Origin of the sequence: Micromonospora cathayae (genome assembly GCF_028993575.1) — a bacterium.
Classification (GTDB): domain Bacteria; phylum Actinomycetota; class Actinomycetes; order Mycobacteriales; family Micromonosporaceae; genus Micromonospora; species Micromonospora cathayae.
Genome location: NZ_CP118615.1, coordinates 7,146,775 through 7,160,202, shown reverse-complemented (window position 1 = coordinate 7,160,202; position 13,428 = coordinate 7,146,775). Strand labels below are relative to the sequence as shown.

At 72.9% G+C, this 13,428-nt stretch carries 13 protein-coding genes; 9 read left to right on the top strand and 4 right to left on the bottom strand.

Annotation, left to right across the window (positions count from 1 at the left end):
• Positions 1–87: 87 nt before the first annotated feature.
• On the bottom strand, positions 88–558 hold the full coding sequence (locus PVK37_RS31480) for an Lrp/AsnC family transcriptional regulator (RefSeq protein WP_275031544.1): 471 nt from the start codon (positions 556–558) through the stop codon (positions 88–90).
• A 166-nt stretch (positions 559–724) separates the two neighbouring features.
• Between PVK37_RS31480 and PVK37_RS31475 the strand changes: the two genes are divergently transcribed.
• The 3 genes from PVK37_RS31475 (at position 725) to PVK37_RS31465 (ending at position 2,608) form a co-directional block, all read left to right on the top strand.
• Positions 725–1,627 carry a tryptophan 2,3-dioxygenase gene (locus tag PVK37_RS31475; RefSeq protein WP_275031541.1) on the top strand — a complete coding sequence of 301 codons (903 nt, stop codon included), beginning with the start codon at positions 725–727 and terminating at the stop codon, positions 1,625–1,627.
• Between the two features lie 275 nt (positions 1,628–1,902).
• A complete protein-coding gene (gene ctaJ / locus PVK37_RS31470; protein ID WP_480212892.1) occupies positions 1,903–2,214 on the top strand; it encodes an aa3-type cytochrome oxidase subunit CtaJ in 312 nt (103 codons plus the stop codon).
• Positions 2,201–2,608 (top strand): DUF5130 family protein, encoded by a 408-nt coding sequence (locus tag PVK37_RS31465; RefSeq protein WP_275031538.1) that lies wholly within the window; start codon positions 2,201–2,203, stop codon positions 2,606–2,608. Before ctaJ ends, PVK37_RS31465 begins: the two co-directional genes overlap by 14 nt.
• A gap of 312 nt (positions 2,609–2,920) precedes the next feature.
• On the opposite strand, the gene pepN is transcribed toward PVK37_RS31465, so the two are convergent.
• Complete coding sequence (gene pepN / locus PVK37_RS31460) at positions 2,921–5,470, bottom strand: aminopeptidase N (RefSeq protein ID WP_275031536.1); 2,550 nt, start codon at positions 5,468–5,470, stop codon at positions 2,921–2,923.
• 211 nt (positions 5,471–5,681) lie between these two features.
• Here pepN and PVK37_RS31455 point away from each other — a divergent pair, with 211 nt between their 5' ends.
• The 4 genes from PVK37_RS31455 (at position 5,682) to PVK37_RS31440 (ending at position 8,568) form a co-directional block, all read left to right on the top strand.
• Positions 5,682–6,302, top strand: coding sequence for a DsbA family protein (locus PVK37_RS31455; RefSeq protein WP_275031534.1), 621 nt, complete (start codon positions 5,682–5,684; stop codon positions 6,300–6,302).
• A 157-nt stretch (positions 6,303–6,459) separates the two neighbouring features.
• Entirely contained in the window at positions 6,460–6,729 is a 270-nt protein-coding gene (locus PVK37_RS31450) for a hypothetical protein (RefSeq protein WP_275031533.1), read from the top strand.
• A 92-nt stretch (positions 6,730–6,821) separates the two neighbouring features.
• Complete coding sequence (locus PVK37_RS31445; protein ID WP_275031530.1) at positions 6,822–8,024, top strand: DUF1015 family protein; 1,203 nt, start codon at positions 6,822–6,824, stop codon at positions 8,022–8,024.
• A gap of 76 nt (positions 8,025–8,100) precedes the next feature.
• Positions 8,101–8,568: a ribose-5-phosphate isomerase gene (locus tag PVK37_RS31440; protein WP_275031528.1), complete on the top strand. Its 468-nt coding sequence runs from the start codon at positions 8,101–8,103 to the stop codon at positions 8,566–8,568.
• Positions 8,569–8,696: 128 nt separating this feature from the next.
• Here the strand turns inward: PVK37_RS31440 and PVK37_RS31435 are convergent, their stop codons facing one another.
• The gene (locus PVK37_RS31435) at positions 8,697–9,026 is read right to left on the bottom strand and encodes a hypothetical protein (RefSeq protein WP_275031526.1); all 330 of its coding nucleotides are present in this window, start codon (positions 9,024–9,026) and stop codon (positions 8,697–8,699) included.
• Between the two features lie 159 nt (positions 9,027–9,185).
• Between PVK37_RS31435 and PVK37_RS31430 the strand changes: the two genes are divergently transcribed.
• Positions 9,186–9,743 (top strand): hypothetical protein, encoded by a 558-nt coding sequence (locus PVK37_RS31430; protein ID WP_275031524.1) that lies wholly within the window; start codon positions 9,186–9,188, stop codon positions 9,741–9,743.
• Between the two features lie 271 nt (positions 9,744–10,014).
• Here the strand turns inward: PVK37_RS31430 and PVK37_RS31425 are convergent, their stop codons facing one another.
• The gene (locus PVK37_RS31425) at positions 10,015–12,039 is read right to left on the bottom strand and encodes a hypothetical protein (RefSeq protein ID WP_275031522.1); all 2,025 of its coding nucleotides are present in this window, start codon (positions 12,037–12,039) and stop codon (positions 10,015–10,017) included.
• A gap of 239 nt (positions 12,040–12,278) precedes the next feature.
• Here PVK37_RS31425 and PVK37_RS31420 point away from each other — a divergent pair, with 239 nt between their 5' ends.
• Positions 12,279–13,076, top strand: a complete 798-nt coding sequence (locus PVK37_RS31420) for a S1 family peptidase (protein WP_275031520.1) — start codon at positions 12,279–12,281, stop codon at positions 13,074–13,076.
• The last annotated feature ends 352 nt before the right edge of the window (positions 13,077–13,428 follow it).

Below are 13,428 nucleotides of genomic sequence, written 5' to 3'. Positions count from 1 at the left end.
GGCGGCCCGGGTGCGACCGGCGGGCGGGTCGGCGTCCCGGCGCGGGCGGCGGGCGGGTCGGCGTCGCGGGGACGGTAGGCGGGCGGGTCAGCGTCGCGGGGCGGGCGGGTCGGGGGTGACGGGGGCGGCCGGGGTGACCGGCTGCCAGTCCAGCGGGGTGGAGAGGACCATGGTGCTGGACGGCTGGCCGTACGGGGCGAGCCGGTCGATCACCGCCTCGAACGCGCCCATCGAGCCGGCGGCCACCTTGAGCATGCTGCACGCGTCGCCGGTGATCCGGTGGATCTCCAGGATCTCCGGCCAGTCGGGGACCGCCGGGTCGTGCAGGATGCACCGGCTGCCGTAGCAGGACATCCTGATCAGGGCGAGTACGCTCCGGCCGGCGCGGGCCAGGTCCACGTGGGCGTGGTAGCCGGTGATCACCCGGGACTCCTCCAGCCGGCGTACCCGCTCGGCGACGGCCGGCGGCGACAGGTGCACCCGTCGGGACAGCTCGCTGAACGACAGCCGCGCATCGGCCTGCAGTTCGCGCAGCAACGCCCAGTCCATGTCGTCCACGCCTGACCTTCCCTTCGTGAAGTGAATCCGGAGTTCGACCGTCATTCTGACGGGTACTGGTAGGGAGGACCATCGGTCCGGCATTCCGTTCGACGATCCGGCCGCGAGATCATGAGGTGGCCCGGTCCAGATCACGAGGACATCCGGCTCATGGAGGGAGACACAGGTGGAGCAGACGGACCTGCGGGTGCCCACCCTGACCGCGACGGTGCGCCCGGCGACCCCACGGCAGCGCACGGCGCGCGCGGCACGCAACGGTGGTCGTCCGACGCTGGAGTTCACCGAGCGGGTGCCGTACGACACGTACGTGCACGCCAGCACGCTGCACACCCTGCAACAGCCGCTCAGCGGCGACCCGGGTGAGATGTCCTTCCTGATGGTCAGTCAGATCATGGAGCTGTACTTCGGGCTCACCTGCCACGAGCTGCGGGAGGCCCAGCGGCTGCTGCGCGCCGACCGGGTGTGGGACGCGCTGGCCCCGCTGCGGCGTACCGCGCTGCACCTGGAAGGGCTCAACGCGGCCTGGCACGGGCTGCGCTGGATGACCCCGGCCGACTTCAACCGGTTCCGCGACCTGCTCGGCGAGGGCTCCGGCTTCCAGTCCGCGATGTACCGGCACCTGGAGTTCCTGCTCGGGCTCCGCGACCCGGCGTTGATCCGTCCCTTCCGCCGGCAGACCGAGGTGTACGCGCAGCTGCGCGCCACCCTGGACGCGCCGAGCCTGTGGGACGACGTGATCGCGCTGCTCGCCCGCCGGGGCGTCGACCTGCCCGCCGACCTGCTCGACCGGGACGTCAGCGTGGAACACGAGTCGCACCCCCTGGTCGAGGCGGCCTGGGTGGAGATCTACGCCGACCCCGGGCCGGACAACCACCTCCGGCTGCTCGGCGAGGCGCTCACCACGGTGGCCGAGGAGTTCGGCGACTGGCGGTACCAGCACCTCAAGGCCGTGCAGCGGACCATGGGTGCGAAGGTGGGCAGTGGCGGCTCGGCCGGGCTCTCCTGGCTGCGCCGAAGCATGGATCGGGTGGTCTTCCCCGAACTCTGGTCGGCCCGCACCGCCATGTGACGCGCCCGCACGACCGTGTGAGGTGTTCGCACCGCCGCGTGGCCGCACGGCCCTGTGACGCGCCCGCACGGCCACGCGGCAGGCTCGCGTCCGCCACGTCAGGCGTCCGCGCGGCCATGTGACGTGCGCGTCCCCGCCCGGCGGCGGGTGCGATCATCGCCACCCCGCGATATGCCGGGCCGTGGCCTCCGCTAACGTGAACAGCAAAGGGGTCGGCGGGCGACACCACGTCCGAGCGGCCCGGTTGGTCCGGTCTCTCTTTCCGCCTGGGGGCGTTGGGATTGTCTGTTACCGAGACGTTGCTGGTCTTCGTCGGCATCCCGGCGGTGGCGACGCTGGTGATCGCCGGGTTGGCGCTCGCCAGTGGTGGTCGCAGCGGGCATGGTGGCGCGAAGCGCTACCGGCCGGGCCGGCCGTTCGACTTCACGCCGGTCTGGTTCCTCGCCCGCCCGGAGGAGCTGGCCGACTCGGCCGGCACCGCCCTGGCCGCGGGCGCGCAGGCCCCGGCGCTGACCAGCCGCAAGCAGGAGCAGGCCGGCATCGAGGCGCCGGCCGGGGGAACCGGAGGCGCAAGTGACCGTTGGTGAGCAGCAGACCGAGGCGGGCAACCCGCCGGAGGTGCTGGACGGCCCCTTCTCCACCCGGCAGCTCCTGCGTATCGACGAGGCGCTGCGCCTGGCCGACCAGGGCACCGGCCTGGTCTTCTCGGTCTTCGTCGGTGGCCTGGACGAGCCGACCCGTGAGCACGCCGAGCGGCTGCACCGCCAGCTCGCCGAGCCGGACCGCTCGGTCCTGATCGCCGTGTCGCCCAACCAGCGCCGGCTGGAGATCGTCACCGGCCGGCAGGCCCGCAAGCGCATCCCGGACACGTACGCCAAGCTCGCCGCGCTCTCCATGGTCGCGGCGTTCGGCGGCGGCGACCTGGCCGGCGGGATCATCCACGGTCTCGACCAGCTCGCCACCCACGCCGGCAAGGGCTGACCCTCCGTACGCCTTCCGTACGCCGACGCCCGGTTCCGCCGTACGCGGGGCCGGGCGTCGCCATGTCATCCGGCCCAGCCGAGCCGGCAGCCGGAACCCGGCCGGGCGAGGACGGATCGGCTGGCGCGGTCCGCACCGGCCAGGCCGCCGGGGACGGCTGGCGGACCGGTCAGCGCGGCCAGGCGGCGGGGTCGAGGGCCATCGGCCACGGCTCGGTCGGCTGTGCCATCTGGTCCACCTCCGTGGCGTAACCGTAACGAGCGGGGCCGGCGCGGGTCACCACCCACGCCGGCCCCGGGTCCGCCGAAACCGTCAGGCGCTCTGGCTGTCCTTCGCGCGGGCCTTCAGCGCCCGGACCACCCCGTCGCGGCCCTCGGCCACCAGCCGGCGCAGCGGGGCCGGATGCCCCTCACCGGCCAGCCAGGCGTCGGTCGCCGCCACGGTGTCCTCGGACACCAGGTACGCCGGGTAGGCGAGCTGGGTGAACTCCTGCGCCGGCTCGCTGTCCCGGGTGGCCCACAGCTGCGCCACGGTGGCGAAGTACCGGTCCCGGTAGGGGGCGGTCAGCTCCACCTGGGCCGGGTGCGAGAAGCCCTGCACCAGCGCCCGGGCCCGCCAGTTCGGCAGCGCCTCGGCCCCGGTGAGCTGCGCCCAGACCGCCGCCTTGTTCTCCGGCGTCGGCACCAGCGCGTGCGCGTACGCGGCCTCCCGCTCGCCGCTGGCCGTCTTGTCCCGGGCCAGCTCGGCCTCGATCTCGGCGGCCCCGGCCCGCCCGTTCGCGACCAGCGACTGGAGCAGCATCCAGCGCAGCTCGGTGTCGATGGTGAGGCCGTCCGGCACGGTCGAGCCGTCCAGCCAGCCGCGTACCGTCGCCAGGTCCTCCGCCGAGCGGGCCGCCGACGCGTACGCCCGCGCCCAGGCCAACTGGAGGCCACTGCCCGGCTCGGCGCTGCGGACCGCCGCCTTCGCCGTCCGGGCCAGGTCGGCCCAGCCGGTCGGGGCCCAGTCCGGGTCGGCGTAGAACGACAGCGCGCTCGCCGCCTGCCGCAGCGTCGGGGTGACCAGGTTGACGTCGGTCTCGGCGGGCAGCCCGGCCAGCGCCAGCGCCAGGTAGTCCCGGGTGGACAGTTCGGCGTCCCGGACCATGTCCCAGGCGGCGGTCCAGCACAGCGCCCGGGCCAGGGACGACTCGAACCCGGCGATGTGCTGCACCACCGTCGCCATGGAGGCCGGGTCGAGCCGCAGCTTCGTGTAGCTGAGGTCGTCGTCGTTGAGCAGCAGCACGTCGGCGGCGCGCACGCCGACCAGTTCGGTCAGCTCGGTGCGCTCGCCGGCCACGTCGACCTCGATCCGGTCCCGGCGCACCAGCTTGCCGTCGGTGAGGTCGTAGAGGCCCACCCCGATCCGGTGGGTACGCAGCGTCGGGTGCTCCGCCGGGGCCTCCTGGGTCACCACCACCCGCTGGTACGTGCCGTCGGTGCCGACGGTCACCTCCGGGCGCAGCGTGTTCACCTGGGCGGTCTCCAGCCACTGGGCGGCGAACTTGCGCAGCTCCCGACCCGACGCCGCCTCCAGCTCGGACAGCAGGTCGTCGAAGGTGGCGTTGCCCCAGGCGTGCTTGCCGAAGTAGGCCCGCAGCCCGGCCAGGAACGGCTCCAGCCCGACGTACGCGACCAGCTGCTTGAGCACGCTGGCGCCCTTGGCGTACGTGATGCCGTCGAAGTTGACCTCGACCGCCTCCAGGTCCGGCATCTCGGTGTAGACCGGGTGGGTGGAGGAGAGCTGGTCCTGCCGGTAGCCCCAGTTCTTCCGGACGGCGAGGAAGGTCGTCCAGGCGTCGGTGAACCGGGTGGCGTGGGTGTTGCACCAGTGGCTGGCCCACTCGGCGAACGACTCGTTCAGCCACAGGTCGTTCCACCAGCGCATGGTGACCAGGTCACCGAACCACATGTGCGCCATCTCGTGCAGGATCGTGTTGGCACGCTGCTCGTACTCGTAGTCGGTGACCTGCGAGCGGAAGATGTAGTGCGCCTCGGCGTGCGTGACGCAGCCGAAGTTCTCCATCGCGCCGGCGTTGAAGTCGGGCACCCACAGCTGGTCGTACTTGGGCAGCGGGTAGCGGACGCCGAACTGCTCGTGGAAGAAGTCGAAGCCCTGCTTGGTGACGAGGAACAGCTCGTCCGCGTCGAGGTACCGGGCCATCGACGCCCGGACGAAGACGCCCAGGTCGATGCCGTCGTGGCTGTCCCGCACCTCGTGGTACGGCCCGGCGCAGAGCGCGGTGACGTAGGTGCTCATCCGGACCGACTCGGTGAAGTGGACGGTCTTGCAGCCCTCGCCGGCGGGCTCCTCCCGCTCGACCGGCATGTTGGACACCACCCGCCAGTGCGCCGGCACGGTGGCGTGCCAGGTGTAGACGCTCTTCAGGTCGGGCTGGTCGAAGCAGGCGTACGTCTTCTGCGCGTCCGCCGTCTCGAACTGGCTGTACAGGTAGGTCTCGCCGTCGACCGGGTCGACCGTGCGGTGCAGCCCCTGCCCGCTGTTGGAGTAGGCGAAATCGGCGTCCACCACCAGCGTGTTCTCGGCGGCCAGCCCGGGGACCGTCAGTCCCTTCTCAGCGGACCAGTCGCTGAGGTCCAGCGGCGTGCCGTTGAGCGTCGCCGACCGGACGCGCTCGGCTGCCACCTCGATGAACGTACTCGCACCCGGCTCGGCGCACCGGAACCGGACCTCGGTCACCGAGTTGTACGTGTGACCGTCGGCCGGCTGGGTCGCCGACGACAGGTCGAGCCTGATGTCGTACCCGGTCACGTCGAGCAGTCGGGCCCGTTCGGTCGCCTCGACCTGCGTCAGGTTACGCACTCCCGGCACTGTGTGTCTCCCACTCTCTGACGGCGTCCTTGCCAGCTTGCCCGTCCCGGGCGGGGACCGACAGCGGTTTCGAGTGTTCCATGCAGCGCCCGATCCCGGTGGTCGAGGTCACGTGGATTACTGGTGCCGGGCGGGGCGAAGAAGGCAAGGATCGGGGGAGGTGCCGTGCTGCCGGCGCGGCCGGGTCTCGAAGGGAATCACCGTGGCCGAGCGTGTCGCCGTTGACATGTGGTTCGACCCGATCTGTCCGTGGGCGTGGATCACCTCCCGGTGGCTGCTGGAGGTCGAGCAGGTCCGCCCGGTGGACGTCCGCTTCCACGTGATGAGCCTCGCCGTGCTCAACGAGGGACGGGAACTGCCCGAGCAGTACCGGGAGGCCATGCGGACCGCCTGGGGGCCGGTGCGGGTGTGCGTCGCCGCCGAGCAGAAGTACGGCCAGGAGGCGCTCCGGAAGCTCTACACCGCGTTGGGTAACCGGTTCCACCTCGGTCAGGAACGCGAGCCGGGCACCATCGCCGCCGCGCTGACCGAGGCCGGGCTGGACCCGGCGCTCGCCGAGGTGGCGACCGGCACCGAGTACGACACCGCGCTGAAGGCCAGCCACCACGCCGGGATGGACCCGGTCGGCTACGACGTCGGCACCCCGGTCGTGCACGCCCCCGGGCCGGACGGCGGGAAGGTCGCCTTCTTCGGCCCGGTGGTGACCCCGGCCCCGAAGGGCGAGGCGGCCGGCCGGCTCTGGGACGGCGTGCTGCTGGTCGCCGGCACCCCCGGCTTCTTCGAGCTGAAGCGGTCCCGCGACGTCGAGCCCAGCTTCGACTGAGCTTCCGGCGTCGACCGGGAGCGGGTGCAAGAGCCAGGGGGCGGCGGGCGGCTTTCCGTCCGCCGCCCCCTCGTCACCGGGCGTGGGCGTGGTCGTTTCACCCGGTGTCGCTCCCGTCGCCGGTACGCCGGCCGCGTCCGTTGCCGGAGGCATCCTGATGGCGAAGCACCGCCGTACGTCCCGTCGTGACCCCGGTACGCCCGGCCGGGGGTCCACCGGGCCCGCGTTCGCCGAGCCGTCCACCGGTCCGGTCCGGCCCCGGGGGTACGTCGACCAGCCCGGGGAGTCGTACTGGTCGGTGGACGGGTGCGGCTGGTCGGCGGTCCGGCCGGGCCTGCCCGCGCACCTGGGCGACCTGCTGGCCCCGCCGATCGTGGTGGGGGTCGCGCGGGTGCCCGGCCGGGCCGTGGCGACGGCCGGGCGGTAAGCCGTGGGTGTCGAGCGGGGACCCGCCCGCTCCACCGGGCGTCAACCGGGGGTCCGTCCTTTCACCTGATGGACCGGGTAGCGTCAGCGGACATGACGGTCGTGCATCCGATCGCCCGGGCCTGGATCACCACTGGCGGCACCGGCGCGCAGAACTACGACGAGTTCGCCGACGACGCGGAGATCACCGCGATCATCGAGGCGAATCCGCACAGCGCTCTCGGCATCGAGATGCCGCACCGGGCGCCGGAGAGCCTGGGGAAGTCGTTCCTGGACGCGCTGCCGGACGCGGCGGCCCGGCTCGCCGAGGCGAAGGCGGACGGCAGCTACACCCCCGCCGAGCAGGTGATCGTCCTCTACCGGATCAGCGCACCGGGGGAGGAGCCGGCGTACGGGATCTTCGCGATGGTCGACACCGACCAGATCTCCACCAGCCGGGACGAACCGGGCCTGGTGATCCGGAACGAGGACGTCTTCATCGCCAAGGTGCGGGAGCGGGTCGCGCTCGCCGAGACCCTCGGCCATCTCCTCTCGCCGGTGCTGCTGCTGCAGACCGGCCGGGGTGAGGAGCTGCACACCCGGCTGGCCGCGGCGACCGAGTCCGCCGGCGCGCCGGCCGCCACCGACACCGACCAGGCCGGGCGTACCCACGCGATCTGGCTGCTCGGCCCCGGTCCGGAGCAGGACGAGCTGGCCGCGCTGGCCGGGGGCGGCGAGCTGGTGGTGGCGGACGGCAACCACCGCAGCCTGGCCGCCCAGACCGGCGGCCTGCCGCGCTTCCTGGCCGTGGTCACCACCCCGCGTTCGGTGGCGATCCAGCCCTACAACCGGCTGGTCAGCGAGCTGACCAGCACCCCCGAGGAGCTGCTGGACCGGCTCCGCGCGGCCGGTGCCGGGATCACCGCGATCGACGGCCCGGTCGAGGTGCCGGCGACCGGCGGCACCGTCCACCTCCGGCTCGCCGGCCGGGGGTACGCGGTCACCCTGCCGCACGACGCCGGCGCGGACCGGCTGGAGAACCTCGACCACGCGCTGGTGGAGCGGCTGCTGCTGCGGGAGGCGCTCGGCCTCGACCCGGGTGACAAGCGGATCACCTACGTCGGTGGGGACTACCCGGCGAGCTGGCTGACCGGCGAGGTGGACGCGGGCCGGGCCGAACTGGCGATCCTGATCGCCCCGGTGACCGTGGACGACTTCGTGGCGGTCAACCTGGCCCGGGAGAAGATGCCCCGCAAGAGCACCTGGTTCACCCCGAAGGCCCGGGGCGGGCTGGTGGTGGCGGAGCTGTCCCGCTGAGGCGGGGTGTGACGTACCGGCTCCGCGGTGCCGCCCTGGGCGAAGCCGCGGAGACCGGCCTGACAGACTGCGCGGTATGCGCGTCTACCTGGGATCCGATCACGCCGGTTTCGAGTTGAAGGTGCACCTCGCCAGCTACCTCACCAAGCAGGGGTACGAGCTGGTCGACGTCGGTCCGCACGCCTTCGACCCTGACGACGACTACCCCGCGTTCTGCCTGCACACCGGGGACCGGGTGGTGAAGGACCCGGGCAGCCTCGGCATCGTCATCGGCGGCTCGGGCAACGGCGAGCAGATCGCCGCCAACAAGGTTCCCGGGGTACGCGCCGCGCTGGCCTGGAACGTGGACACCGCCCAGCTCGCCCGGCAGCACAACGACGCCAACGTGGTGGCCGTCGGTGCCCGGCAGCACACCCTGGACGAGGCGACCGCGATCGTCGAGGCGTTCCTCGGTACGAGCTTCTCCGGCAACGAGCGGCACGCCCGCCGGATCGCCCAGGTCGCCGCGTACGAGACCTCGGGGAAGCTGCCCGAGCTGCCCTGACGGTGACCGGCCCGGCGGGGCGGCGTCCGCCGCCGTCCCGCCCCCGGCTGTCGCTCTACCGGCCGGGGCGTCGCCCTCTTCGCCCTCGTGAGCGGGCGCGCGGCGACCCCCGCGCCAGGGCCCGGGGGTCACCGGCCCGGTCGGGGCAGCTCCTCGCGGGGCACCCAGTTACGGCGGACCAGCACCAGCCGGGTCGCGGCCTCGGCGAGATCGTCCTCGGTCGGCCGGCTCGCGTCCCGGGCCCGGAGCGCGGCGGCCACGGTGACCTGGGAGTTGCCGGAGCCGACCAGCCCGCGTAGGCCACGGTCACCGTCGCGTTCCTCCGGCCCGCCGCGCCGGGGCGGGGTGGGCGTACCGTCGTGCACCCCGGCGGTCGCCGCCGAGCCGGCCGCGCGTTCCCGGTCCGGCCCGGAGGTGGGATGCCGCAGTCGCCGTCGCCGTCGCTCGGTCTCCGCCATCAGCCGACGGTACCGTGCGGGGCCGGTACGCGCGACGGTGCCGCTGCGTCCCTGGGTGCGCGCGGTCGGGTGAGTGCGCGCGGTCGGGTGATGTGGCGGCTGGCTACCCTCGGAAGGGACAGACCGATCCGGGGGGCCGGCGTCAGGGGAGGAAACGAGATGTCAGACCAGACACAGCCGTGGGCGGAGCGGACCGTCGAGGTGCCCAAGGACGCCGACCCGGCGGTGCCCTCCCCGCGGGACGGCTTCCAGCGGGGTGTCGCGTCGGTGGGCCGGTCCCGCCCGCCCCGGACCGAGTCGTTCCCGGCGGTCGAGCACGACGAGCACCTGCACGGGCACGAACCGACCGGCTGGTTCTCCTCCGGTCCGAGCCGCCCCCTGAGCTGGTACCTCGCCCAGTGGCGCAACGGGGCCGAGTGGAGCGGCGCCGGTGTCCTGTTCGCCTTCGTCTGCTGGGGGATCTGGGCGATCTCCGCGCGGGGCGACCTCACCTCCCCGGTGGTCACCTACCTGTTGACCATGCTGGTCGCGGTTGGTCTGTTCGCGTTGTCCCGGCTGCTCGGTCGGCTGGTGTGGGAGCGTCAGCTCGGCCGGGTACGGCGCAGCGCCCGGGGTGCCCACGCGGTGACCGCGATCTTCCTGATCGGGGTCGGGATCGCCTACCTCCAGCAGACCGAGTGGGTGGTCTCCGCCTGGAACTGGATCACCGGAGGCTGACCGGCGGGCCCGCCCGCGCAGCGTGACGCCCGGGAGGGTCGGCCGTGGGCCGCCCGCCCGGGCGTCGGTGTCGCGGTCGACCGCGACAGCGGTCCTCCTCCACCAGGTCGACCGGGCTTACCCGGCCGGCTCCGGTTCATCCCAGCCGGCCGGGCCCGGTGGTGGCGGGATCAGTGTGTGCCGCCGTGCCCCTCGGCGTCCGCCCGGGGCGAGGCGACCCGCGCGGCCGGGTCCTCGACACCGGGTGACGGGTCGGACACCGCCCGGGTGGTCAGCCGGTGGGGGCGGTGCAGGGCGACCCGGCGCAGGTGTCGACCAGTTCGCCGGTGTCCAGGAACCGCGCGATCATCGCCCGGATCTGTGGCGAGTTGGCCGGATGCCCGTGCGGGTCGAGGCCGTCGCGGGGCGGGGTGTTCCCGGCCGGGGGCGCGGGTGACCCGCTGTCCACCGGGACCAGCACGCTGCCGGCGTACGGCCGGGCCGGCACCGGGGGAATGTCCCAGAACGGTACGACGTCCGGGCTCCGTCCGGCGGCGAGGGCGGGGGTACGCAGCCGTGCCCCGATGGTGCGGGCCTGTACCTCGGTGGCGACGTTCGCCACCTGGTGGTCGCCGAACGCCTCGATCATGATCACCCGCTTGGCGGGGGTGCCGGGCAGCGGGTCGCTGGTGAGGTGGTGCAGGTAGCCGTTGGCCTCGCCCCGGTCCCAGAGCATCTGGGCCAGCGCCAGGCAGAGCTGCCGGTCGATCGGGTCCGGGTACGCGTTGTGGAACACCGGGTGGAACTGGTCGAAGTCCACGCTGCGGTCCAGCAGGGTGGAGTAGTTCGCCGCCGGTACGCCGAGCGAGCAGCGGGTGAGGTCGGTGGCGACCGCGCAGAGGGCTCCGCCGAGGATGCCGCCCTGGCTGTTGCCGAGGTACGCGAGCTGTCCGCTGCCGGACCGGGACAGCGGCTTGCCGGCGGAGTCCCGGAAGGCGCTGCGGGTGGTCAGACCGTTGCGTACGTGGATCATCGCCCGGCCGAGGTAGAGGACGTTCAGGAAGCCCTGCTGGGTACGGTCGGGAATCGAGCCGAACTGGGAGAAGTCGCCGAGGGAGTACACCACGTTCGGAATGTCCCCGGTGGCCATGCCGATCCACGGGGTGGCGCAGAGCATGGTGTTCGACTCGTGGGCGTACTGCTTGAGTTTGCGGGAGTCGATCTCGGTGGGTGAGCCGAGCAGGCCGTGGCCGTACAGGGCGGGCCGGGCCGGTGCGGTGGCGGTCGCCGAGCGGGGGATGTTGCAGTAGAACTTCGCCACCTGCGTGTTCAGGTCGCGCTGTTCGGGCAGCCCGTCCGGGCCGTAGTGCAGGCGGGAGCCGGGCGGGCCGAGCGGGGTGTCGAGGTAGCTGGGCACCAGGACGCTCCCCTCCACCTGCCGGCGGATGTCCGGGTCCTGGTCGGTGGGGTAGTCGGTGACCTTGTCGATGGTGACCACCGGGGCGAGGGCGCCGAGCCGGCCGAACGCCTCGTCCCGCAGGTGCCGGATCCGCTCGGTCAGGCCGCGCTCGCTGGCGACGGTGAAGTCCCAGGCCAGGTAGAGCCCGGCCGGGTCGACACCGGCTTCGGCCAGCGAGTTGACCGCGCGTTGCGCGTACTCCCAGCGGCGGTGCAGGGCCGGGTCGGCCGGTGGCGTGCCGGCCCGGAGCGTGTCGAACACCTCCGGGGCGGGGATCGGCGTACCGGTGGCGGTCCGCAGGTCACGCAGGCCCACCGCGTACCGGGTGTTCTCCTTCAGGTTGCGGGCCGGCCGGATGATCAGCGCCTGCCGGTCGGGGTCGTCGGCGGCGTTCGCGTCGAGTTCGGCCCAGTACGGGTGGCGTTCGCCGGTGCGGGTGTCGACCAGCACGATCGGGGCGTCCGGGGCGAGCGAGCGGCCGATGTCGGTGGCCGGGGCGATCCCGGACGCCACCGGGTCCAGTCCGGGTACCCGGGTGAGCAGCATCGACCCGGGGGAGAATCCGTCGTTGCGGTTCCATTCGGTGGGGTCGACGTTGCTGCCGAAAATGTTCTCCGGCATGGCGGAGCGCTCGATGTGGACCCGGATTCCGGTGTCGGTGGTCGGGTCGGCGACGGTGTACAGGTCGCTGGGGAAGGGCAGCAGGCAGGCGGCCGGGTCGACCGGGTCGCAGCCGGCGGCCAGGCTGCTGCCGGACGGCGCGGCGGTGGCGGGGGCGGGCACGGCGGCGGTCGGGACGGCGAGCAGCAGGGCCAGGAGGGCGGGCCGGAGCAGCGGACGGGGGCGTCGCGGACGCATGGGGCCTCCGGGGTGAAGGTTGCCGGCAGGTCACCCGTCAGCACACACTCTGCAAAGATCGACATCAATGCGTAACCAAAGTTCGCTCACCATCTGCCGGGCTTGCTGCCGGTGGGCGGTATGACGAATCCGAAATGGCGTCCGTCCATTGCTAAACATCTATGGATAAAAGTAGGCTCCGGGGCATCGTGATCTCGGCACGCCCACGAGGTGTGTCATCCAGGCTCGGGAGGCCCCACATGGCACGTTGGCGCACACTCCTCCGCCGTACGGCCGCGGCGTTGGCAGCGGTGACCGTCGGTTCGTTCGTCGTGGCGGCCCCGGCCGCCGCCGGCCCCACGGCCGACGTGACCCCGTACGTCGTCGGCGGCACCCCGGCCGCCCAGGGCGAGTTCCCGTGGATGGTCCGGCTCTCGATGGGCTGCGGCGGCTCGCTCTACAGCCCGACCCTGGTGCTGACCGCCGCGCACTGCGTCGGCCGGACCGGCGCGAACACCAGCATCACCGCCACCCTCGGGGTGGTCGACCTCCAGTCGTCGAGCCGGATCACCGTCCGGTCGAACTACGTCTACCGGGCGCCCGGCTACACCGGCTCGGGCAAGGACTGGGCGTTGATCCGGCTGGCCACCCCGGTCACCTCGCTGCCCACCCTGAAGATCGCCACCACCACCGCGTACGACAGTGGCACCTTCACCGTGGCCGGCTGGGGTGCCGCCCGCGAGGGCGGTGCGCAGCAGCGGTACCTGCTCAAGGCGAACGTGCCGTTCGTCAGCGACGCCACCTGCAGCGCCAACTACGGGGGCGACCTCATCCCGGCCGAGGAGATCTGCGCCGGCTACGCCAGTGGTGGGACCGACACCTGCCAGGGTGACTCCGGTGGCCCGATGTTCCGCCGGGACGCCAGCAACGCCTGGATCCAGGTCGGCATCGTGAGCTGGGGCAACGGCTGTGCCCGGCCCAACTACCCCGGGGTCTACACCCAGGTGAGCTACTTCGCCGCGGCGATCGCGGCGGGTGCCGCCAGCCTCGGCGGCTGACCGACCCGACCGGAACGGGTCGCGACCGTCCGCGACGGGTCCCGGCTCCGGTCCACCGGACCGGAGCGGGCCCGGCCGGGCGCGGCCCTGACCGACCCGGCGCTGACCGACCCGGCGCGGCGCTGACCGACCGACGGCCCGGTCGGTGGGAACTCCCACCGGCCGGGCCGTCGGCGTGGTCGTGTCGGTGGGGCGAACCGCGCTGAGCAGCAGTTCCATTGTCGACAGTCCCATCACTGAAAGTTACATATTCCCATGTGTCGATCGCTGTTCTAGTGTCCGTCCCCAGCGGTGGGTGACGTCGGTCACGTGTGATCGGCATCGGGTGCGCCGTCGGGCACGGACGGTGGGA